The 22432-nt window shown below is 46.4% G+C and carries 21 protein-coding genes; 14 read left to right on the forward strand and 7 right to left on the reverse strand.

The window, feature by feature from the left end:
- Positions 1 to 11: 11 nt before the first annotated feature.
- From ICE90_RS02145 to rpe, 3 genes are read right to left on the reverse strand one after another with little or no spacing between them, the layout of a single operon-like run.
- Positions 12 to 578 carry an aminodeoxychorismate/anthranilate synthase component II gene (locus ICE90_RS02145; RefSeq protein WP_215321344.1) on the reverse strand — a complete coding sequence of 189 codons (567 nt, stop codon included), beginning with the start codon at positions 576 to 578 and terminating at the stop codon, positions 12 to 14.
- Positions 562 to 2067 carry an anthranilate synthase component I gene (gene trpE / locus ICE90_RS02150; RefSeq protein ID WP_215321345.1) on the reverse strand — a complete coding sequence of 502 codons (1506 nt, stop codon included), beginning with the start codon at positions 2065 to 2067 and terminating at the stop codon, positions 562 to 564. The genes ICE90_RS02145 and trpE overlap by 17 nt, the downstream gene beginning before the upstream one ends.
- Entirely contained in the window at positions 2067 to 2792 is a 726-nt protein-coding gene (gene rpe / locus ICE90_RS02155) for a ribulose-phosphate 3-epimerase (RefSeq protein ID WP_216154351.1), read from the reverse strand. The genes trpE and rpe overlap by 1 nt, the downstream gene beginning before the upstream one ends.
- Before the next feature lie 49 nt (positions 2793 to 2841).
- Between rpe and apaG the strand changes: the two genes are divergently transcribed.
- From apaG to ICE90_RS02170, 3 genes are all read left to right on the forward strand, one after another.
- Positions 2842 to 3216: a Co2+/Mg2+ efflux protein ApaG gene (gene apaG / locus ICE90_RS02160; protein WP_215321347.1), complete on the forward strand. Its 375-nt coding sequence runs from the start codon at positions 2842 to 2844 to the stop codon at positions 3214 to 3216.
- Between the two features lie 130 nt (positions 3217 to 3346).
- Positions 3347 to 4477: a murein transglycosylase A gene (locus ICE90_RS02165; protein WP_216190714.1), complete on the forward strand. Its 1131-nt coding sequence runs from the start codon at positions 3347 to 3349 to the stop codon at positions 4475 to 4477.
- A 26-nt stretch (positions 4478 to 4503) separates the two neighbouring features.
- Positions 4504 to 5280, forward strand: coding sequence for an enoyl-CoA hydratase (locus tag ICE90_RS02170; RefSeq protein WP_215321349.1), 777 nt, complete (start codon positions 4504 to 4506; stop codon positions 5278 to 5280).
- Between the two features lie 31 nt (positions 5281 to 5311).
- Here the strand turns inward: ICE90_RS02170 and ICE90_RS02175 are convergent, their stop codons facing one another.
- Genes ICE90_RS02175 through bioA form a run of 4 tightly spaced genes read right to left on the reverse strand, consistent with a single transcriptional unit; the run spans position 5312 to position 9858 of the window.
- On the reverse strand, positions 5312 to 6508 hold the full coding sequence (locus tag ICE90_RS02175; RefSeq protein WP_216190715.1) for a M20 aminoacylase family protein: 1197 nt from the start codon (positions 6506 to 6508) through the stop codon (positions 5312 to 5314).
- A 56-nt stretch (positions 6509 to 6564) separates the two neighbouring features.
- Complete coding sequence (bioD, locus tag ICE90_RS02180; protein ID WP_216190716.1) at positions 6565 to 7284, reverse strand: dethiobiotin synthase; 720 nt, start codon at positions 7282 to 7284, stop codon at positions 6565 to 6567.
- Positions 7277 to 8515, reverse strand: a complete 1239-nt coding sequence (gene bioF / locus ICE90_RS02185; protein ID WP_216190717.1) for an 8-amino-7-oxononanoate synthase — start codon at positions 8513 to 8515, stop codon at positions 7277 to 7279. Before bioF ends, bioD begins: the two co-directional genes overlap by 8 nt.
- Complete coding sequence (gene bioA / locus ICE90_RS02190) at positions 8512 to 9858, reverse strand: adenosylmethionine--8-amino-7-oxononanoate transaminase (protein WP_215321353.1); 1347 nt, start codon at positions 9856 to 9858, stop codon at positions 8512 to 8514. The genes bioF and bioA overlap by 4 nt, the downstream gene beginning before the upstream one ends.
- 89 nt (positions 9859 to 9947) lie before the next feature.
- On the opposite strand from bioA, the gene bioB reads away from it, so the two are divergent.
- From bioB to ftsW, 11 genes are all read left to right on the forward strand, one after another.
- Complete coding sequence (bioB, locus tag ICE90_RS02195) at positions 9948 to 10997, forward strand: biotin synthase BioB (RefSeq protein ID WP_216190718.1); 1050 nt, start codon at positions 9948 to 9950, stop codon at positions 10995 to 10997.
- A 12-nt stretch (positions 10998 to 11009) separates the two neighbouring features.
- Positions 11010 to 11639, forward strand: a complete 630-nt coding sequence (gene coq7, locus ICE90_RS02200; RefSeq protein ID WP_216863817.1) for a 2-polyprenyl-3-methyl-6-methoxy-1,4-benzoquinone monooxygenase — start codon at positions 11010 to 11012, stop codon at positions 11637 to 11639.
- A gap of 303 nt (positions 11640 to 11942) precedes the next feature.
- Entirely contained in the window at positions 11943 to 12371 is a 429-nt protein-coding gene (gene mraZ / locus ICE90_RS02205; protein ID WP_216121756.1) for a division/cell wall cluster transcriptional repressor MraZ, read from the forward strand.
- Between the two features lie 12 nt (positions 12372 to 12383).
- On the forward strand, positions 12384 to 13334 hold the full coding sequence (gene rsmH / locus ICE90_RS02210; protein WP_216190719.1) for a 16S rRNA (cytosine(1402)-N(4))-methyltransferase RsmH: 951 nt from the start codon (positions 12384 to 12386) through the stop codon (positions 13332 to 13334).
- On the forward strand, positions 13331 to 13597 hold the full coding sequence (gene ftsL / locus ICE90_RS02215; protein ID WP_072583399.1) for a cell division protein FtsL: 267 nt from the start codon (positions 13331 to 13333) through the stop codon (positions 13595 to 13597). Before rsmH ends, ftsL begins: the two co-directional genes overlap by 4 nt.
- Positions 13594 to 15366 carry a penicillin-binding protein 2 gene (locus tag ICE90_RS02220; RefSeq protein ID WP_215321356.1) on the forward strand — a complete coding sequence of 591 codons (1773 nt, stop codon included), beginning with the start codon at positions 13594 to 13596 and terminating at the stop codon, positions 15364 to 15366. The genes ftsL and ICE90_RS02220 overlap by 4 nt, the downstream gene beginning before the upstream one ends.
- The gene (locus ICE90_RS02225; protein WP_216190720.1) at positions 15363 to 16913 is read left to right on the forward strand and encodes a UDP-N-acetylmuramoyl-L-alanyl-D-glutamate--2,6-diaminopimelate ligase; all 1551 of its coding nucleotides are present in this window, start codon (positions 15363 to 15365) and stop codon (positions 16911 to 16913) included. The genes ICE90_RS02220 and ICE90_RS02225 overlap by 4 nt, the downstream gene beginning before the upstream one ends.
- Entirely contained in the window at positions 16913 to 18361 is a 1449-nt protein-coding gene (gene murF, locus ICE90_RS02230) for a UDP-N-acetylmuramoyl-tripeptide--D-alanyl-D-alanine ligase (protein ID WP_216190721.1), read from the forward strand. Before ICE90_RS02225 ends, murF begins: the two co-directional genes overlap by 1 nt.
- Positions 18352 to 19521 carry a phospho-N-acetylmuramoyl-pentapeptide-transferase gene (gene mraY / locus ICE90_RS02235; RefSeq protein ID WP_216190722.1) on the forward strand — a complete coding sequence of 390 codons (1170 nt, stop codon included), beginning with the start codon at positions 18352 to 18354 and terminating at the stop codon, positions 19519 to 19521. Before murF ends, mraY begins: the two co-directional genes overlap by 10 nt.
- A 52-nt stretch (positions 19522 to 19573) precedes the next feature.
- On the forward strand, positions 19574 to 21157 hold the full coding sequence (murD, locus tag ICE90_RS02240) for a UDP-N-acetylmuramoyl-L-alanine--D-glutamate ligase (RefSeq protein ID WP_255533302.1): 1584 nt from the start codon (positions 19574 to 19576) through the stop codon (positions 21155 to 21157).
- Complete coding sequence (ftsW, locus tag ICE90_RS02245) at positions 21154 to 22425, forward strand: putative lipid II flippase FtsW (RefSeq protein ID WP_216190724.1); 1272 nt, start codon at positions 21154 to 21156, stop codon at positions 22423 to 22425. Before murD ends, ftsW begins: the two co-directional genes overlap by 4 nt.
- Positions 22426 to 22432: the final 7 nt, after the last annotated feature.

Here is a 22432-nt window from a genome sequence, read left to right on the forward strand (position 1 = left end):
TGACAGACTGTTTATTTGTTTTGTAAAAAATTCTTGAGTAAGGCGTGGCCGTGCTCAGAGAGAATAGACTCTGGGTGAAATTGCACACCCTCAACCGCGAGCTCTTTATGGCGTACACCCATGATCTCACCATCAGATGAAGTGGCAGTCACTTCTAGCATTGCAGGTAGAGAGCTTTTCTCAATAGCCAGTGAGTGATAGCGAGTGACCTTAAATGGATCTGGCAAATTCTTAAATACACCCACACCTGTGTGATGAATGCTGTCGGTCTTGCCATGCATGACTTTTTGGGCGCGAATGACTTTGCCGCCGAATGCTTCGCCGATAGCTTGGTGCCCCAAGCAAACCCCTAGGATCGGAATTTGACCTGCGTAACGCTTGATGGTTGCGACTGAAATACCTGCCTCAGAGGGGCTGCATGGCCCAGGTGAGATACAAATACGCGCGGGATTCAGTCTAGCAATCTCTTCCACCGCAATTTCATCATTGCGGAATACTTTCACCTCTTCACCAAGTTCTGCAAAGTATTGAACGAGGTTGTAAGTAAAAGAATCGTAGTTATCAATCATTAGGAGCATCAAGTCCTCCTTGTACCAAATCTGCTGCCGTCAATACCGCGCGAGCCTTAGCTTCCGTTTCTTTCCATTCAGCAGTCGGATCAGAATCAGCCACTACCCCAGCACCTGCCTGGGAGTGGAGTATGCCGTCACGGATCACGCCGGTACGAATCGCAATGGCCACGTCCATATCACCTGAGAAAGACAGGTAACCTACTGCACCACCATAAACACCACGCTTCACAATTTCCATCTCATCGATGATTTCCATCGCTCGAATTTTTGGCGCGCCTGATAGGGTGCCAGCCGGGAAGGTCGCTCGCAATACATCCATATTGCTCATATTGTCCAAAAGATGGCCCTCCACTGAACTCACGATGTGCTGAACGTGGGAGTACTTCTCAATAGACATGGAGTCAGTAACTTTGACTGAGCCGGTTTTGGCAATGCGGCCCACGTCATTACGGGCTAAATCAATCAACATCACATGCTCAGCAATTTCCTTGGGATCAGCCAAGAGTTCTTTGGCTAAACGCTCGTCTTCTTCTGGATTGGCTCCGCGAGGACGGGTGCCGGCTAGTGGCCTGATAGTCACAATCTTTTCGGCAGCCCGTTTTTCTTGGCGTACCAAAATCTCAGGAGATGAGCCAACAATTTGCATATCGCCAAAGTCATAGAAGTACATGTATGGCGATGGGTTGAGCGAACGCAAAGCTCTGTAGAGAGCTAATGGTGAGTCCGTAAATGGCTTGCTAATACGCTGACCGATGACTACCTGCATACAATCGCCAGCCAAAATATATTCTTTAGTTTTGAGCACTGCCTTTTCAAAATCTGCTGCTTTGAATTTACGAATGAGTTCAGTTTTAGTGCTTGGTAAAGATGCCGGCATATTTGCTGGCTTACTAAGACAGGCGAGTAATTCTTTTAAGCGATCTTGTGCTTTTTCAAAAGCATTAGCAATGCTCGGATCTGCATAAACAATCAAATAAATTTTGCCAGCAACGTTATCAATCACTGCCAACTCTTCAGTCAACATGAGCTGAATATCAGGTACACCTAATTCATCTGCTAGTTGATTTTTGGCTAAACGTGACTCGATATAGCGAACGGTGTCATAACCAAAGTAGCCGGCAAGACCACCGCAAAAGCGGGGCATGTCAGCTTGTAAAGCCACCTTAAAACGCTTGAAATAAGCATCCACAAAATCGAGTGGATTATCAGTATTTGTCTCAACTACTTTTCCATCAGTCACTACTTCGTTGACTGGTATTGAAGGGGTGCCAACAGTTCTGACAATGGTCCTGGCCGGCAGGCCAATAAAGGAGAAGCGGCCGAAACGCTCGCCACCTAAAACAGACTCCAATAAGTAGGTATTGGTCTTGCCAAACGCTTGAGTCAGCTTGACGTAGAGTGATAGCGGAGTCTCTAGATCTGCCAGAACTTCTTTGACCAGGGGAATACGATTGAAACCCTGCTTTGCTAGGGCGTTAAATTCTTCAAGCTGCATTATGCTTTTCCTGACTTTCCTAATTCAGTGCGCATTGCTTGAATTACTTTTGCATAATTTTCTTGTGCGTAAATTGCAGAACCTGCAACAAAAGTATCTGCGCCTGCTCGCGCTACTTCTGCAATGTTATCGACTTTGATTCCACCATCTACCTCAAGACGAATATGTCTACCAGTTTCAGCCTGGTAGCGATCGAGGCGTGTGCGTACTTGAGCAATTTTATTAAGGGTGCTCGGAATAAATGACTGGCCACCAAAGCCTGGGTTGACTGACATCAGCAAAACCAGATCGAGTAATTCCAGAGTGTGATCGAGATGATCCAGTGGTGTAGCTGGATTCAAAACGAGACCCGTTTGGCATCCTTGATCGCGAATCAAGTTCAATGTGCGGTTGACATGAGGACTTGCTTCGGGATGAAAGCTAATTAAATTGGCACCTGCTTTGGCAAAGTCAGGGACGATACGATCTACCGGCTCGATCATTAAATGCACATCGATCACCGCAGGTTTGCCATCGTTATTTGCATAAGGACGAATCGCCTCACAAACCAACGGGCCAATGGTGAGGTTGGGCACATAGTGGTTATCCATCACATCAAAGTGAATCCAGTCAGCGCCTGCCACTAAAACGTCCTGAACTTCCTTGCCAAGGCAGGCAAAGTCAGCCGACAAAATGGATGGGGCAATAACAAATTGACTATTTGAGGATGATTTTTGGCTTTCCATCCCTAGATTCTAGCTTGCAGTTGGCCTTAGGATAGAGCAGAATTCGTCCATGAATCCCCACGAAATGAGCATTACCGTCAAAGCCCAGTACCTTCCTGAGCAATCTGACCCCGATAACCGCCAATTTGCCTTTGCTTATACGGTAACTATCCGCAATGCGGGGACTGCCAGTATTCAGGTAATTGCCCGACATTGGTTCATTACGGATGGGGATAACGATGTCCAGGAGGTCCGAGGCCTCGGCGTTGTTGGGCAGCAACCGCTATTACGCTCTGGAGAGCATTTTGAGTACACCAGCTGGGCAACTTTGCCCACTCCGGCCGGAACGATGCGCGGGGAGTATTTCTGCGTGACTGAGGATGCCCAGTTCTTTCAGGCCCCTATCCCAGAGTTTGCCCTGGTAATGCCACGTACCCTGCATTAACGTAGGGTAGCGGGAATACTATTTTTTGCCCTTGCCCGTCCAAAGGACAATAAATAACAAAAGCCCTAAGGCCACGGCGCCTTCGAAAGCAAACAGTAGCATTGGGTATTCATCGAGTAAATTGGCAATCATGATTTCTAAATTTAAATTAGTTCCGTTAAGTGTATTCGCTATTCTCATGGCTAGCTTGATTGCTGGATGCTCTACGCCTCCCACTCGGGGTACGGGATATCGTTCAAGTGGTTCCGGCGCTTCGCCATCAAGCTATAAATCTTCGATTGCAAGCTTTAGTACTGTCTCTTGGCAGGCTTTACCTGGATGGCAAGATGACGATTTATCTCAAGCCTGGCCTGCATGGTTAAAAAGTTGTGAAGCCTTGCACAAAAAAAGTGGTGATGTGAACTGGCGTTCAGTGTGTACCCAGGCTGGTAATGTATCTAGCCGTGATACGCAGGCTATTCGTACATATTTTGAAAATAATTTTCAAGCTTATGAAATTCGCAATAGCTCCGGTAGTGACACGGGCTTAATCACGGGCTATTACGAGCCGTTAATGAATGGCTCACAAACTCGTACGAGTACTTATAACGTGCCGCTCTACGGCTACCCTAATGCTTGGCGCAAATCAAAACCTACCCCAGGCCCAAGCCGTGCCGAGCTAATGAGTTCTGGTGTCTTGCAGGGTTCTGAAATTGCCTGGGTGCAAGATCCAGTAGCGGCAGCATTTATGCAAATTCAAGGCTCTGGAAAAATTCGTCTTGAGGATGGACGCATCCTGCGTCTGGGTTTTGCGGGCACTAATGATCAGCCTTTTAAATCCTTTGCTCAGTGGTTGCTTGATCGTAAAGAAATCACACGCAGTGAGGCAACGATGCAAGGCATTTCACAATGGGCCAAAAGAAATCCCGGCCAAGTAAATGAAATGCTGAACGCCAATCCCCGTTTTGTTTTCTTTAAAGAGTTACCTAGCAATGTCTCTGCTGATTTAGGCCCTAATGGCGCTCTCGGTGTTCCGCTCACAGCTGAGCGCAGTATTGCAGTAGATTTACAAGCCTTGCCACTGGGCGCGCCTGTCTTTTTAGCGGCCACCAAACCATTAAGTAGTCAGCCTTTGCAAAAGCTGGTGATGGCGCAGGATACGGGCAAAGCAATTGTGGGTGGCGTCAGAGCGGACTACTATTGGGGATCCGGAGATGCTGCTGGAGAGATAGCAGGTCGTATGAAACAAAATGGCAGGATGTGGTTGTTGTTGCCACGTTAATTAATACTTTTCACCGAAAGAAATTCATGAGCTACAAAACTATTTTGACTGAAGTGGATGGTAAGGTTGCCACCATAACTTTGAATCGCCCTGAAGTGTTAAACGCTTTGAACGACCAGCTCATGGAGGAGCTTGGCGCTGCATTATTAGCATTTGACGCGGACGACAATATTGGTTGCATGATCGTTACTGGCAGTGAAAAGGCATTTGCTGCTGGGGCGGACATTGCTTCAATGGCTAAGTATGGTTTGAAGGATGTTTATCGCGGTGATTTCATTACCCGCAATTGGGAAGAGATCAAAAAAGTACGTAAGCCTGTAATTGCTGCTGTCTCTGGCTATGCGCTTGGCGGCGGCTGTGAGTTGGCCATGATGTGCGACACGATCATGGCAGCGGATAACGCGAAGTTTGCACAGCCTGAGGTGAAGTTAGGCATCATTCCTGGGGCTGGAGGCACACAACGTTTGCCTCGCGCGGTATCCAAAGCAAAAGCGATGGATCTAGCTTTGACGGGGCGCATGATGGATGCCGCTGAAGCTGAGCGCTCTGGTTTGGTTGCAAGGATCTTCCCACAAGCAGATTTGCTGAAAGAAGTTAAAGCAATTGCCAAAGGAATTGCAGATATGCCTTTGTTAACCACAATGATGGTAAAAGAAAGTATCAATACTGCTTATGAAACCACTTTGTCTGAAGGTATTCATTTTGAGCGCCGCCTCTTTCATGCTTGCTTTGGAACGAATGATCAGAAAGAAGGTATGGCTGCATTCATGGAAAAACGCCCAGCCAAATTTACCAACTCTTAATTTAATAGCCGAAGAGAAAGTTTGAAAGAACTCAGTTTTTTTCTAGGAAGCGTTGAGCTAGTTTGACCCAATAGCTCACGCCGACTGGAATCAAAGAGTCATTGAAGTCGTAAGAGGGATTGTGTAAGTGGCATGGGCCCATGCCATGACCTACCGAGCGATGATCGCCGTCTCCATTGCCTAAAAATACGTAACAGCCCGGCTTTTCTAGCAACATAAACGCGAAGTCTTCCGCGCCCATCGTAGGATCGATTGAGGCATTCACATTCTGCTTGCCAACCAGTTCACTCATGACTTCGGTTGCAAATGCCACTTCGTTGGCGTGATTGATGAGGGGCGGGTAATTTCTAGAAAACGCAATTTCTGCTTGGCAATCAAACGCGCCTGCAACGCTATGAGCAATTTCTCGTAAACGTTGCTCGATTAAATCTAAGACCTCTAAAGTGAATGTACGTACCGTACCACCAATGAAGGCGCTATCCGGAATGACATTACTTGTTTCGCCAGCATGAAATTGCGTAATCGATAAAACAGCAGCATCTACAGGACGCTTATTGCGTGTAATGATGCTCTGTAATGCAAGCACTACTTGGGCGCCTGTCAATACTGGATCTGCGCTATTGTGGGGTAGGGCGGCGTGACCACCTTTGCCGGTGATGGTAATTTCAAAAGTATTGCTTGAAGCCATCATTGGGCCGGAGGTCACTCCAAAGTGACCTTCTGCCAAGCCGGGCCAATTATGTAATCCAAATACTGCGTCGCATGGAAACTCTTTGAAAAGTCCATCCTTAATCATTTCATTCGCACCAGCACCACCTTCTTCTGCTGGCTGGAAAATAAAAATCACCGTGCCTTTGAAGTCGCGGTGATTTGATAAATACTGTGCAGCACCAAGCAACATTGCGGTATGACCATCATGTCCACAAGCATGCATTTTTCCGGGGTTTGTTGAAGCATGAGCAAAGTTGTTGTGCTCTTGCAATGGAAGCGCATCCATATCAGCGCGCAAACCAATCATTTTTCCGGGACCTAAGTCACCATCTAAACGACCTACGACACCCGTTTTCCCCATGTCGCGATAGACTGTAATTCCCCAGCTAGAAAGCGCTTCTGCAACTAGATCAGCAGTGCGATTTTCTTCGAAACGCAATTCAGGATGCGCATGAATATTGCGTCGAATTTCTTGAATAGCTTCCGCGGAGTCAATAATTTCTGGGGATAAATGCATCCCTTCATCTTATCCGAAAGTCTTTGGATATGCCTTTTGGGCTAAATTACCGCAAATTAATTGCTGGGTAGTTGAATGTGCTTTGCAGCAAAACCTAAGGCTTCAATTGAATATGGGCTGTTATCGGCCTTTTTGAGTTCTTCTGGAAGTACTGGAATAAGGCCTAAAAATGGGGTGTCTATTCTGGCTTGCAGAGTCTGAATATTTTCTTCAAGCAAAGGCATTTCTGTGGATAGGGCATTAGCTACCCATCCTGCAATATTTAAGTTGCGCGCTTTGATTACCTCATAGGTCAGGAGGGCGTGATTGATGCAACCTAATTTCATACCGACCACCAAGATGATGGGTAATTTAATTTCATGGGCAAAAGTCGCCAAATCTTCCCGGTCATTTAGGGGGATAAGTAAACCACCGGCACCTTCAACCACAACGCAATCTGCTTGATTTTGAACATTCCGAAAACTCTGCAAGATCAGACTAATTTCAAGTTTCAGACCTTGTTGCGCGGCTACCAAATGGGGAGCCGCTGGCTGCTCTAATACATAAGGACACAAACTTAATTCAGTGGAGTTAAGGTTTGAGGCGATGCGCAGTGTTTCTAAATCTTCATTCAGAGTGTGGCCTTGTGCATCTTGATAAGTTCCAGCAACGACTGGTTTAAAGCCAATCACATTCATTTCCTGTTCGCGCAATTTCAGAATGAGAGCGCCACTCACCAAGGTTTTTCCAACTTCGGTGTCTGTACCGGCGACAAAGAAGCCTGTGGTCTTACTCATGAGAACCCTCTTGAATGACTATTTGCTCAATGACCTTTAAGGTATCAATTAGTTGACGCACATCTGCTTCGCTATGGTTAGCAGAGAACGTAATGCGTAATCTTGCACTGCCATTGGGTACGGTAGGAGGACGAATAGCAGGAATCCAATAACCTGCCTCATCTAGTAACTTAGCGGCGAGCAGGGCATTGGCATTACTGCCCAAAATGACGGGCTGAATGGCAGTACAAGAAGACACCTTTTCCCATTGAGTAAATTGCATTTCATCTTGCCAGATGCGAATGAGTTTATTGAGTTGAGTGCGGCGATTGCTGCCCTCGTCCCCTTCAATGATATTCAAGCTTTTTGAGAGTGTATGTGCTATCGCAGGTGGCGTTGCAGTGCTGTAAATGAAAGGGCGACCCTTCTGAATGAGCCACTCAATAAAAGTGGCTTGTGCACAAACAAAGGCGCCGCTGACGCCTGCAGCTTTTCCAAGGGTGCCAATATAAATAATGCGCTCAGAGCAAATATTCTCTTGCTCCAAAATGCCATGACCGTGTTTGCCCAATACTCCGAAACCATGAGCATCATCCACAAGTAACAGCGCATCGTATTGCTCAGCAAGTTTTAATAATTCTTTTACTGGAGCGAGGTCACCATCCATGCTAAAGACGCCATCGGTAACAATGATCTTTAGTGGATGTTGATCTGTTTTCAGTAATTCATTTAATGAGTCAAGTTGCGTATGATCAAATAGCGCGACATTTGCTTGAGTCTGAGCAGCTGCTAAACGAATGCCATCAATTAAAGAAGCATGGTTTAGCTTGGCTGAATAAATGCTAGTAGATTTTTGCGGCGCAAGTCTCGCTAGACCTGTGATGGCGGTAAGGTTGGCGAGATAGCCGGTACTAAAAAATAGGGCGCGCGCATTCGGAATGTATTGCTTTTGAAAAGAGGCTAATTGGTTTTCAAGTAGCTCATGAGCCCTGCTGTGGCCGCTAATGAGGTGGGAGGCGCCACTGCCTACCCCATACTTCTGAGCGCCTTCAGCAAGTGCATGAATTAACTCAGGATGGTTTGCTAGTCCTAGATAGTCATTACTACAAAACGCTTTCAGCTCGCGTCCATCAACCCAAGCTTTGGTATCGCATGGAGATTCTGTTGCTCTGAGTTTGCGTTTGAGTAATTGCGACTCAAGTTTTGCAATTTGCTCTTGCGCTAACTCTAAGGCCTGATATGTTTTCGTCATACCAAGGTTTTCTCAAGAGCAGCTTGCACAGCATTACCTAGTTGCGTAGTTTCTAGTGGAGACAAAATATACGGTGGCATGACGTACACAGTATTACTGATTGGCCTAATCAATACACCCTCGCTTAAACAGTTTGAGAACATGGTTCGCGCAAACATCTTAGGATTTTTAAGAAATTCATGCCTAATATCAAATGCCAAGATCATTCCTTGTTGGCGCCAATGCTCAATACGTGAATCCGTTTTTGCCCACGCAAACGCATTTGCTAGATCTTTTGAGCGCTCAATATTTTTTTCTAATACTTTGTCAGTTTCGAAAATCTCTAGACAAGCTAGTGCAGCAGCACAGGCTAGTGGGTTGCCGGTATAAGAATGAGAATGCAAAAATCCTTGCTGGATTTGATCACCATAAAAAGCTTGGTAAATCATGTCAGTGGTAAGGCAAAGGGATAGCGGAAGATAGCCACCGCTAATACCCTTGGAGAGAGTTAGGAAGTCTGGCCAGATACCAGCATGCTCGCAGGCAAAGAACTTGCCACTCCGCCCGCAGCCCACTGCAATCTCATCTGCAATCAAATGCACTTCATAGCGATCACATAAATCCCTGACTAAACGAAGATATTTAGGGGAATGCATGGCCATTTGCCCTGCGCACTGCACTAATGGTTCGACAATGATGGCGGCAATATTGCCATGTTCTTTTACAAATAATTCTTCGAGTTGTTTTGCTGCATGTCTTGCTACATCTTCTGTGCTCTCACCAGCTTTTGCTTTGCGTGCATCAGGTGATGCAATCGTGAATACATCTTGCAAGAGCGATCCATAGGCTTCCCGAAAAATAGCAACATCCGTCACTGCTAATGCACCAAGTGTTTCTCCGTGATAGCCATTCTCTAAGCAAACAAATTTTTTCTTCTGTGGTTTGCCATTGAGTTGCCAGTAGTGGTGACTCATCTTGAGCGCTATTTCTACTGCAGACGCACCATCGGAAGCATAGAAGACGTGGCCTAAATGGTGATTGGTGAGTGCGGACAGTTTTTCAGATAACTCTACTACGGGCGCATGCGTAAATCCGGCGAGCATCACATGCTCAATTTTTTCGAGTTGCGCGGTAATGGCTTGATTGATGCGTGGGTTGGAGTGACCAAATAAATTGGTCCACCAAGAACTAACGGAGTCGAGTAAGGCTTTTCCGTTTTCGTCATAGAGCCAAGCACCCTTACCTTTTGTAATGGCAACCAGCGGAAAGGACTCATGCTGTTTCATCTGAGTGCATGGGTGCCAAACGGCTGCAAGGCTGCGATCAACGAGAGGGGCTTGATTTAAATCAGAAATAACCTTCATGTTTGATATTTGACCACTAGTTTTTCCAAATTCAGACCTGTATCTGTTATGTTTATGTCTTGAATCCCCTTATTTTCTGGAATTTACCCATGCAGGACACTCAAACCGTCGAAATACCCTTAACCCAATTCAAATCTAAAGCGGATTTGCATCAGGGCGTAAATGCAGGGGGCGAGGCATCTGGCGAGTGGTCAGTGGCTCAAATTGAAGCCTTATTTGCACTCCCTTTAAATGAGCTGATGCTGAGGGCTCAAGAGACTCATAAAGCCTATTTCCCAGAAGGTGATGTTGAATTAGCTACTTTGCTGTCAATTAAGACGGGCGGCTGTCCTGAGGATTGTGGTTATTGCCCGCAAGCTGCTCGTTATGACACCGATGTTAAGGCTGAGAAGTTAATGGGCTTAGAGGAGGTCTTAGAGGCTGCCAAAGCTGCTAAAGCCGCTGGGTCTGACCGTTTCTGTATGGGTGCCGCTTGGCGCGAACCCAAAGACCGCGATATTGAAAAAGTGACTGCCATGATTAAGGGCGTAAAAGCCTTGGGTCTGGAGACCTGTGCCACCTTAGGCATGTTGGAGGCAGATCAAGCCCAGGCACTGCAAGAGGCTGGCCTAGACTTTTATAACCATAACTTAGATACCAGCGAAGATTTTTATCGTTCAGTGATCTCAACCAGAGGCTACCAAGACCGTTTGGATACGATATCCAATGTCCGTGCCGCCGGCATGTCGGTTTGTTGTGGTGGTATTGTCGGTATGGGCGAGTCTAGACAGCAGCGCGCCGCATTTTTGGCCCGTTTGGCAAATTTGAGCCCCTACCCAGAATCCGTTCCTATCAATCATCTAGTGCCGGTAGCCGGTACACCCTTAGCTGAGCAAAAGCCTTTAGACCCACTGGAGTTTGTGAGAACGATTGCGGTTGCTAGGATCACGATGCCTAAAGCCCGCGTACGTTTATCTGCTGGTCGTCAGGAGCTTGGTAGGGCGGTTCAGGCTATGTGCTTTATGGCTGGAGCTAACTCTATTTTCTATGGTGAGCAACTACTCACTACCGGTAATCCCGAGGCAGAACAAGACCGTGAGCTCTTGGCAGAGTTGGGTTTAAAGACCAAACAAAGCTGCAAAGCAGAGGTTTTGGTTTAGTTTTCCACGCGCATGTCCCCGATAGATCGCCTCATTCTGGAGTTTGATACCGCCCTTCGGTCGGTGGTCGGTGGTGCTCATGCCCATAGACCCACGCCAGGATCTGATTTTGGGGGTAATTCCGGTTTGGATGCTAACGAGCGCAAACATGCAGCAGGACTCATGCGAGTCAATCATGTGGGTGAAGTTTGTGCGCAAGCGTTGTATCAATCGCAAAAATTAGTTGCTCGAAATTCAGAAATTCAGGAGATGTTGGATCACTCCGGACAAGAGGAGATGGATCACCTCGCTTGGTGTGAAACTCGTCTTCAAGAGCTCGGATCACACACCAGTTATCTCAATCCACTTTGGTATGCGGGATCCTTTGCAATTGGCTTGGCAGCAGGCTTAGCGGGCGATAAGTGGAGTTTAGGTTTTGTTACTGAAACAGAAAAACAAGTCGAGAATCACTTGGAAAGTCATCTCGAAAAATTACCAAAAGAAGATCAGCGATCTCGTGCAATTGTGGATCAAATGCGCGTTGATGAAATTGCTCACGGACAAGCCGCAAAAAATGCTGGCGGTGCAAATTTGCCAGAACCCATTCAAAAAATAATGCAGGCGATGTCCAAGATAATGACCACTACTGCTTATAAAATTTAAGACAGAAATCTGATTTAATTTTCAAAATCAATTTCTGATTAATTGTTGGTGGATTTCTTAAGCATTACTGTTTTTAATTACAGTATATTTAGCCATTATCTAGCTCAATAGCTAAGATCTATTCTTAAGTATATTTTCCAAGCCGTTGTTTCAAGTAGCTATTTTATTATCACCATTTTCTCAACACATGACGCTAAGTGTTTGTAAACACTAGAGAAATTCCTAAAAAAACTCCTAAAAACACTTGACCCTCTTGGTGTGATCCTCTAAAGTGGGAGGAAGTGTGAAAAAGTGGGGTAAATGGTGTTTCAAGGTGCGTCAGCTCTCAATTTAGATGCAAAAGGCCGCATGTCTGTGCCGGCTAAGCATCGTGATGCCTTGTTGGTACAGGGTGAGGGCCGAATCACGCTTACAAAACACCCCGACGGCTGCCTGCTTCTCTTCCCGCGTCCAGAGTGGGAAACCTTTAGAGCAAGAGTTGCACAACTTCCGATGGATGCCCATTGGTGGCGCCGTATTTTTTTAGGTAACGCTGCGGAAATAGATTTGGATGGTGCTGGTCGTGTACTGGTAAGTCCAGAGTTGCGCGCTGCTGCCGGAATCGAAAAAGAAGTGATTTTGCTCGGCATGGGAAGTCACTTGGAGTTGTGGGACGCGGCTACATACGCTGCAAAAGAACAGGCTGCGATTGCGCAAGGCATGCCTGAAGCACTCAAGCAATTTAATTTTTGATGACAGGGTGCCATGAACATAACTCATCGCCCAGTATTACTGGCCGAGGCGGTGACAGCGCTAGTTGGCGTTCCGCTGATTCAAAATCAAAGTGCAGCAAACAAAATTTTGGTAATCGATGGAACCTTCGGGCGCGGCGGTCATACACAAGCTTTGCTCAAGGAGTTGAATCCTTCGGCACGTATGATTTCTTTCGACAAAGATTTGGATGCGATTGCAGTGGCGCAAAAAATCAACGATCCACGTTTAAAGATTGTGCACGACAGTTTTGCACACATGGATCAGTATGCAGAGGTGGAATCAGTCGATGGAATTTTGTTGGACTTGGGAATCAGTTCGCCCCAAGTGGACGAAGCGCATCGGGGATTTTCTTTTCGTCGAGAAGGACCACTCGATATGCGCATGAACACCGATCATGGTTTAACCGCAGCAGAGTGGTTGGAGCAGGCGTCACCAGAGGAAATCACTCACGTGATTAAGACTTACGGAGAAGAACGCTTTGCATTTCAGATCGCAAAAGCCATTGTGGCTAAGCGAGAAGAGGGCCTTTCCCCTAAAACGACTACTCAGTTGGCAAGCCTAGTTGCAAGCGTAGTGCGCACGCGCGAAGCTGGCCAAGATCCCGCAACAAGAACCTTTCAAGCATTGCGTATTTTTATTAATCGCGAGTTAGAAGATTTGGAGCTCGGTTTGAAGGCGGCCCTGAGGTTATTAAAGCCCGGCGCAAGACTTGCAGTGATTAGTTTTCATTCGTTAGAAGATCGTATCGTGAAGCAGTTTATGCAAGCGCATGCAAAAGTCGAAGTACCCCGTGGGTTACCGGTACGCGAAAAAGACTTGCCACAAAGCGCCCTCGAAATTATTGGTCGAGTTAAGCCAAGCGATGCTGAGATATCTGAGAATCCTCGTGCCCGCTCTGCAATTATGCGTGTGGCTGAAAAGCGCATGGGAGTATCCGCATGAATCGCGCTACTTTGACTCTGCTCGCATTGCTATTAATTTGCGCGCTATCTCTGGTTGCGGCTCAGCAGCGTGCGCGAAAATTATTCATCCTTCAAGAGCGCGCGCAGATAGAAGAGCGTAAGTTAAATCAAGACTGGTTGCGTTTAGAGTATGAACAGCGGAATTTATCGAAGTCTGCACGTATTCGCGACGTTGCTCGCAATCAATTACATATGTCTCCGATTTCTCCTGAGCGCACCTTGTATTTGAAGGAGGCAAAATGAGACCGGTTGGCTTCTCCACTACGCCAAATTTAGTTTTACGCCTGCCAATGTGGCGGTCTCGTTTGATGCTATTCCTTTTGTTCTTTGTATTCATGATGTTACTGCTACGCGCATTTTGGATTCAGGGTCCAGGAAATGCGTTCTATGAAGCTAAAGGCGTGCGTGGAACTCAGCGCGAATTGGAGCTCCCCGCTAGTCGCGGAAAAATTTTGGATCGTAACGGCCAAGTGATTGCAACGAGCTTGGAAGCCAAGTCGGTCATTGCCTATAACGACACCGTTCCTGATGATTTGGCCGCAGACAAAGTGCAGAAATTGGCAAGTCTTTTGCAAATGAGCGAATCTGATCTGCGTAAAAAGTTGAAAGAAGAGCGCAAGCAGGTTTTCTTAAAGCGTCAAGTAGATCCAGTTGTAGCGCAGCAAATTAAACAGCTAGAGATCCCTGGCATTGGTTTAAATAATGAATATCGTCGCTTCTACCCAGAAGGTGAGGCGATGGCACACGTGGTTGGCTTTACAAATGTGAATGACAAAGGTCAAGAAGGGATGGAGCTTTCTCGTGAGAATGAGCTTGCTGGTCACCCTGGTCAAAGACGAGTAGTAGTTGATCGCTTGGGTCGCGTTGTTGAGGATGTTGCGATCTTACAGTTGCCACAAAATGGAAAAGACTTAAACCTATCCATTGATAGCAAGATACAGTTCTTGGCCTATAACGCCGTTAAAGATGCTGTAGAGCAACATCACGCTAAAGCAGGCGGTGCAGTAGTGCTTGATACCCAAACTGGTGAGATTTTGGCGTTGGCAAATTACCCAAGCTACAACCCAAATGATCGAAGGTACTTAACTGGCGAGCAATTGCGTAATCGCGTATTGACTGACACCTTTGAGCCTGGCTCAACTATCAAGCCGTTAACAATTTCAATTGCTTTAGAAAAAGGCGCTATCAGGCCAGATACTAATATGGTGATTGGTGCGAGTTATTTAGTTGGACCAAAGCCAATTACCGATACGCATCCCTATGGGAATCTAACGGTTGCACAAATTATTCAAAAATCTAGCAACATTGGTACTGCAAAGATTGCCATGAATAATCTTTCTGCCGAAGAAATGTGGGATTTATATACCGCAGTTGGCTTTGGCCAAGCGCCAAAAATTGGTTTCCCTGGTGCTGTTGCGGGCACGGTACATCCTTTCAAAAAATGGATGCCTACTGATCAAGCCCGTATTGCTTTTGGCTATGGTATTTCTGCGTCACTCTTTCAGGTGGCGCGCGCATACACAGTTTTTGCACGTGATGGTGAATTAGTTCCCCTGACGATTGAGCGTAGTCCTGAGTTCAAGCCAGGCGTTAAAGTGCTTTCACCAAAAACGGCTATTGAAATGCGCAACATGATGGAGGCGGTTACTGAGCCGGGGGGAACTGCAGTCAAAGCGCAGGCTGAAGGTTATCGCGTTGGCGGAAAAACAGGCACTGCCCATAAATTAGTTGGCAAAGGATATGGCAATTCTTATCGCGCTTACTTTGCTGGACTTGCCCCCATTAGTGCTCCACGTATTGTGGTTGCGGTAATGATTGATGAGCCTACTGGTGGAAGTCACTACGGTGGTGATGTTGCGGCACCCGTATTCTCGACAATTGTTGGAGAGACGCTCCGTTCATTGAATGTCTTGCCAGACAACAAAGTTAAGCAAATGGTGTTGGAAGATAAAGCCCCAGAGGAAATTCGGCCAGCAGCTGCACACGCTCAACATGTGGTTTTGAAGCGATGAGGGTGGATTTGAAAATAGACACCAATCATTTGATTGACCACTTACATACTTTAGCGAACTCCTCCGCAAAAGTATGTGCGGACAGTCGCCAGATTCAGTCTGGCGATATCTTTTTTGCCTACCCTGTAGGTCACGGCAACGCCTTGTGTGATGGTCGTCAATTTATTGAAGCGGCATTAGAGAGTGGTGCAGCCGCAGTGGTCTTCGATCCAGCGGGTACGGATCAGCAGTATTTAGATCATCCACAATGTTTTGCGGTTGAACATCTTGCTACAAAAGCAGGTGAGCTTTGTGCGCAATGGTATGGTCATCCGAGCAAAGAATTAAAAATCATTGGTGTCACTGGCACTAATGGCAAAACTAGCATCACGCAATGGTTAGCCCAGGCTTTAGATACTAGCAGTCATCACACTGCAGTTTTGGGCACCTTAGGTACCGGGTTCCCTGGCGCATTGGTGCAAACTGGCTATACCACTCCAGATGCACCTAAATTACAAACGCAGTTAGCAGAGTTGCGCAGCGCTGGAGCTAAACAAGTCGCGATGGAAGTATCTTCGCATGCTTTGCATCAAGAGAGAGTCGCTGGAACAAATATTCACTGTGCGGTATTTACGAATCTGACGCAGGATCATTTGGATTACCACGGCAGCATGGCTGATTACGCCGAGGCAAAGGCTAAGTTATTTCAGCAAACCGGCCTTGAGCACGCAGTGATTAACTTGGATGATGCTTTTGGTCGTGAGCTTGCCATGAACTTGTTGGCAAAAGAGAGTTTGAAGGTCTGGGCATATGCATTGTCTCAATCCGCGTTCCAAAGATTTGAAAAATTCGGTGACCGTTTATCTCGTATTTATGCAAAAGATATTCTACTGAGTGGAGCGGGTTACAACGCAAGCTTCATTTTTGATGGAGTGGGAAGCGCTCAATTGCATATTCCTTTGCTAGGTGAATTTAATTTAAGTAATGCGCTTGCGGTGTGGACGGCATTACTTTCACAGGGCATGAGCTTGGAAGTAGCCGCTCAAAAAGTGAGCCAATTAAATCCAGTGCGTGGTCGTATGGAGTTAATTCCTTTGGGTAAATCTCAAAAGAAAGAGGGCTTGTTAGCAGTTGTGGATTACGCGCATACCCCAGATGCTTTAGAGAAAACCTTACAAGCATTACGACCTATTGCTGAGCAGCGCGGTGGAAAAATTTGGTGTGTCTTTGGTTGTGGCGGTGATCGCGATGCTGGTAAGCGTTCGCTAATGGGTGCTGTCGCAGAGCGTAATGCCGACCATATTCTGATTACAAGTGACAATCCTCGCTCTGAAGATCCACAGGCTATCATGCAGATGGTTCGCAGTGGTATTAGCAAGGATGCGCAGAACGTTCAAATTATTGCCGATCGTGCGGCCGCCATCATGGCCGCAATTCGTCATTCGGATGCCCGCGATATTGTTCTGGTTGCCGGTAAGGGTCATGAAACTACTCAAGAAATCAATGGCAAGAAATTTGATTTTTCTGATCAAGAGCATATTCGCTTAGCCGCTGGAGGTGGAGTCTGATGTCTATCATGACCACCCTTGCACAAGCACAGGTAATGTTGCCTGGAAGTAAATTACTGAATATTTCTGCGCAAGCTGCCCAGGAAATCTCTGTTTCTCGAGTGGGTACTGATAGTCGCCAGATCGATCGTAACGAATTATTTGTCGCTTTAGTTGGCGAGCGCTTTGATGCGCATGACTTTTTATCCGATGTGGCTAAGGCAGGGGCTAGTGCTGCCCTTATTAGTGCGCAAGATAAATGCCCGCCTGATTTACCTGCTATTTGCGTTTCAAACACGCGTGTTGGTTTGGGAAATTTAGCAAAAGCATGGCGGACAAATCACCCCATTCCTTTGGCGTTGGTTACTGGCAGCAATGGTAAGACCACCGTAAAAGAGATGATCGCCTCTATTTTTAAAGCCGCAGTGGGCGAACAAAATACTTTGGTTACTAAAGGAAATCTGAATAACGATATTGGTTTGCCGTTAACGCTGTTGAAATTGCGTGCAACAGATCGCCTTGCTGTAGTTGAGCTCGGCATGAATCATCCTGGTGAAACAGCGCAGTTAGCAGCCATTGCGCAGGCAAATATTGCATTAATTAATAATGCCCAGCGCGAGCATCAAGAGTTCATGGCTACGGTTGCGGCGGTAGCAGAAGAGCATTCAGATGCTATTCGTGCTTTGCCAGCTGATGGTATTGCTGTATTCCCAGCAGACTCAGAATTTTCAAGTGTTTGGCGCCAGGCTGCTGCAGGTCGAAAAGTGATTGATTTTGTTTTGTTGTCTGCTCAGTCTAAGGTTGCGGCTGCTGTGACCGGAAGTTTGCTAAGCAATGGGCATGTACAGATTAAAACTGAACGAGGGGCTATCGAAGTTCAATTAAATACTTTGGGCAGTCACAATGTTCGCAATGCCTTGGCTGCGAGTGCGGTTGGTATCGCGGCAGGTGTAAGTCTTGAAAAGATTAAGCAGGGTCTTGAAGCATTCTCGCCAGTAAATGGGCGTATGCAGGCAAAAGTGATTGATTCAAATAACACTTTAATTGACGATAGCTATAACGCTAACCCGGATTCCGTAAGAGCCGCTATCGATGCTTTAAAGCAATCGGGTAATTTATCTTGGTTGATTTTGGGTGATATGGGTGAGGTTGGTAATCAGGGTCCCGAATTCCATCGTGAAGTTGGTGCCTATGCTGCTGAGCAAGGAATCTCAAAACTATTTGCTTTGGGGGAGCAATGCCAATTTGCTCTTCAGGGATTTAATGAAGTTGTTGGTAATAGTGCGGCTGTATCTAATGCAACTCATTTTGCCGATATAGATAGTCTCATTATGCAATTAAGAGATGCTTTGCATGCCCAGTCTAGCGGTAGCAATCAACACTTAAATATTTTGGTTAAAGGTTCACGGTTTATGCGCATGGAGCGTGTAGTGCAGGCCTTGTTAGAGGAGGCTAAAACATGCTCTTAATATTGGCGCAATGGTTGCAAGATGATTTCGGATTCTTCCGGGTATTTAACTACATCACTTTCAGAGCCGTGATGGCAACGGTGACTGCATTATTGATTGGTTTAGCTGCGGGACCTTGGGTAATTCGTAAATTAAGCGCCCTGAAAATGGGTCAAGCAGTCCGCGCAGATGGACCACAAACCCATTTAGTGAAATCGGGCACCCCAACTATGGGTGGTGTTTTGATTTTGATCGGTATCTTTATCTCATGCATGTTGTGGGCCGATCTCAGCAATCGATTTATTTGGATTGTGATGATTGTGACTTTTGGTTTTGGTTTAGTTGGTTGGGTAGATGACTATCGCAAAGTGGTCTACAAAGATCCTAAAGGCATGGCTTCAAGAGAGAAGTTCTTCTGGCAAACACTAATTGGCTTATTTGCCGCTATCTATCTTGCATTCTCCGTTTCTGAAGTAAATAACCTAAAAGTATTGCAATTATTTTATGAATGGTTAAGAGGTGGATTTGCTTTAGATCTGCCTGCAAAAACCAACTTGCTGCTGCCCTTCATGAAAGAAGTGAGTTATCCGTTGGGTGTGATGGGCTTCATTATTTTGAGCTATTTAGTAATCGTAGGCAGCAGTAATGCAGTGAACTTGACTGATGGCCTCGATGGTCTTGTCATCATGCCGGTGATCTTGGTAGGTGCTGCTTTGGGTGCTTTTGCTTATGTGATGGGTAATGCGATTTATGCAAAGTATCTCCTCTTCCCTTACATACCGGGCGCTGGTGAGCTCATGATTTTCTGCGGAGCTATGGGCGGTGCTGGCTTAGCCTTCCTTTGGTTTAACACACACCCAGCGCAAGTATTTATGGGTGATGTGGGCGCACTTGCTTTGGGCGGAGCCCTTGGCACCATCGCTGTGATTGTTCGTCAAGAAATTGTGTTGTTTGTGATGGGCGGCATCTTTGTTGCTGAAACTGTTTCGGTAATGATGCAAGTATTTTGGTTCAAGCTCACTAAAAAACATTTTGGAGAGGGTCGTCGCATTTTCCGAATGGCGCCATTGCATCATCATTTTGAATTGGGTGGTTGGAAGGAAACGCAAGTGGTTGTGCGTTTCTGGATCATTACCATCCTTCTAGTCTTAATTGGCTTATCTAGCTTGAAGTTACGGTGATCCAAAAGTAAATATGTTGATTTTAGAAAATACCTTTGCAAATGCAGCCTTCATGAGTGATGAGGGTTACCAGGCTCCAAGCCGATTCCTTATTCTGGGATTGGGTGAGTCTGGCGTAGCTATGGCGAAGTGGTGCCTACGAAATGGTGCGGAAGTCCGCTTAGCGGATACGCGCGAGCAATCCTCTTTTACTGAGCGTCAAAACGCCTGGCTGGAAGAGCTTCAGATTGCGGGCCTCAAAGATATTTGTTTTGGCCCTTTAGATGAGAGCTTGCTCAATAATATTGATGTGATTGGTATTAGCCCAGGACTTTCTCCGGTGCAAGACCCAACCTATGCTTTCTTGGTTAAGGCTGAGCAGGCTGAAATCGATGTGTGGAGTGAGATTGAATTTTTTGCTCGCGCAATTTCTGCTTTAAGTCGTATGTCACAAGCGCAAGAGTTGAGTTATGCGGCTGCAGTACTGGCTGTGACTGGCACCAACGGTAAAACAACTACCACCGCATTAACCGGACAACTCTGTGAGCGCGCCGGCAAGAAGGTTGCTGTGGCAGGAAACATTAGTCCTGCAGCATTAGACAAGCTCATGAGCTGCTTGGATATTGCTGATCAAATCGTAGACATGCCAGACGTTTGGGTCTTGGAGTTATCCAGCTTTCAGTTGGTCTATACCCATACTTTGAATGCTACGGCAGCAACGGTGTTGAATATTACTCAAGACCACTTAGATTGGCATGGCGATATGCAAGCGTACGCGCAAGCTAAGTCACGGATATTTGGTATTGATACAGTTTGTATTTTGAATCGCGATGATTCCCTTGTAATGGGGCTACTGTCTGAAGAGCAAAAAGCAGAGAGAGCCATTGTGACCTTTGGCTCAAATCGCCCAGATGAGCAAGGCGCTTTTGGAATTGAGCATGATTTACGTGCTGGTGGAATTGATTGGCTGGTATGGGCTGAAGTAGATGAAGATGTTGAGCCTAAGCCTAAGCGTCGTCGTAAATCCGCAGTAGTTGAAGAAGATGAGCCGTTACGCCTCAAGCGCCTTATCCCAGCTGACGCCTTAAGAATACGTGGCCGTCACAATGCATTAAATGCGCTAGCAGCCCTAGCCTTAGCACGCGCCGCTAATTTACCTATGAATGCACTGTTACATGGCTTGCGTGATTACCATGGTGAGCCACATCGTGTGCAAAGTATTGCGATTGTTAAGGATGTTGAGTACGTAGATGACAGCAAAGGCACTAATGTAGGTGCGACTGTCGCTGCATTAAATGGCTTAGGCAGCAACGAGTCTGGCAAGCGCATTTGGTTGATTGCTGGTGGCGACGGAAAAGGCCAGGATTTCAGTCCATTACGTGAACCTGCGTTACGTTTTGTGAAGGGTGTTTTCCTAATCGGCAAAGATGGCGCTGCAATTGGTGAGGCTCTTGGCTCTGGAATTCAAAGTACGAATTGTGGCGATTTAATTTCTGCAGTTCAGGCTGCTGCCTCAAAAGCAGTCTCAGGAGACTTGGTATTGCTCTCACCAGCTTGCGCAAGCTTAGACCAATTCCGTGACTATGTTGAACGTGCCCAAGTATTTGCTGCAGAGGTTGAAGAGTTGGGTATGCGCCTTGAAGGGGTCCAGGTATGAATTTAAAAGAAAAATTCTTCCCCAAAAATCGGCTTGGACTCAATCGCTTCTGGAATTTTTCAAGAGGTGGAATTGATAACTTCCGCACTGGCTTGCGTGATGCTGTTTCAGGCGTAGAGCAAACCCGTTCGCGCATGATGGAGTATGACCAGTTACTTGTGTGGGCGGTCTTATCCTTGACCTTGATTGGCTTAGTCATGGTGTACTCGGCTTCCATTACTTTGGCCGATGGACCGAAGTATGCAAATTACAGTAGTAACTTCTTTCTCATTCGTCACGTGATTTCTTTGGTGATTGCGATTGGTGTCGGCATCTGGGCTTTTAAGATTCCCACTAAGGTATGGGATCGTTATTCACCAGTCATTTTTGGATTTACTGTTTTATTGCTGATCGCCGTCCTCATTCCTGGTGTGGGTAAAGGTGTGAATGGTGCGAAGCGTTGGATTCCTTTGGGGTTAATGAACTTCCAGCCATCCGAGTTGATGAAATTTGCTGCTGTGATATTTGCAGCAAGCTATACCGTTCAACGTCAGGAATATCTCCATTCCTTTGTAAAGGGCATGCTACCAATGGGTATTGCAGTTGCCCTGGTGGGTGGTCTATTGATGGCTGAGCCAGATATGGGCGCATTCGTAGTGGTTGCCTTGATTGCATTCGGCATTCTCTTTTTGGGCGGTATCAATGCTAAATTATTTGGCGGCTTGATCCTAGTTGGTTTGATGAGTGGCGCAACCATGATTGCGCTCTCTCCATTTCGTCGTGGACGCATGCTGGCCTTTATGGATCCATGGCAAGTAGATAACGCTGCCAATAAAGGCTATCAGTTAACCCATTCATTGATGGCATTTGGTCGGGGCGAATGGTTTGGTACAGGACTTGGCGGTAGCGTAGAAAAATTGCATTATTTACCAGAAGCGCATACCGATTTCATTATGGCTGTGATTGGCGAAGAGTTGGGATTTGTTGGTGTGGTGGTAGTGATTTTCTTGTTTTATTGGATCATACGTCGTGCCTTCTTAATTGGCCGCACTGCTTTGCAGTTGGATCGTAGCTTTGCTGGACTTGCTGCTAAAGGTGTTGCTATTTGGATTGGTTGGCAAGCCTTCATCAATATGGGCGTGAACCTTGGGTTGTTACCAACGAAAGGCCTGACTTTGCCATTGGTAAGTTATGGCGGTTCTGGCATTTTGATGAACGCAGTTGCCATTGCAATGTTGCTGCGTATTGATTTTGAAAATCGCATCCTCATGCGTGGAGGGAAGCTTTGACTAAACC

This window comes from Polynucleobacter sp. AP-RePozz3-80-G7 (genome assembly GCF_018882145.1).
Lineage (GTDB): Bacteria > Pseudomonadota > Gammaproteobacteria > Burkholderiales > Burkholderiaceae > Polynucleobacter.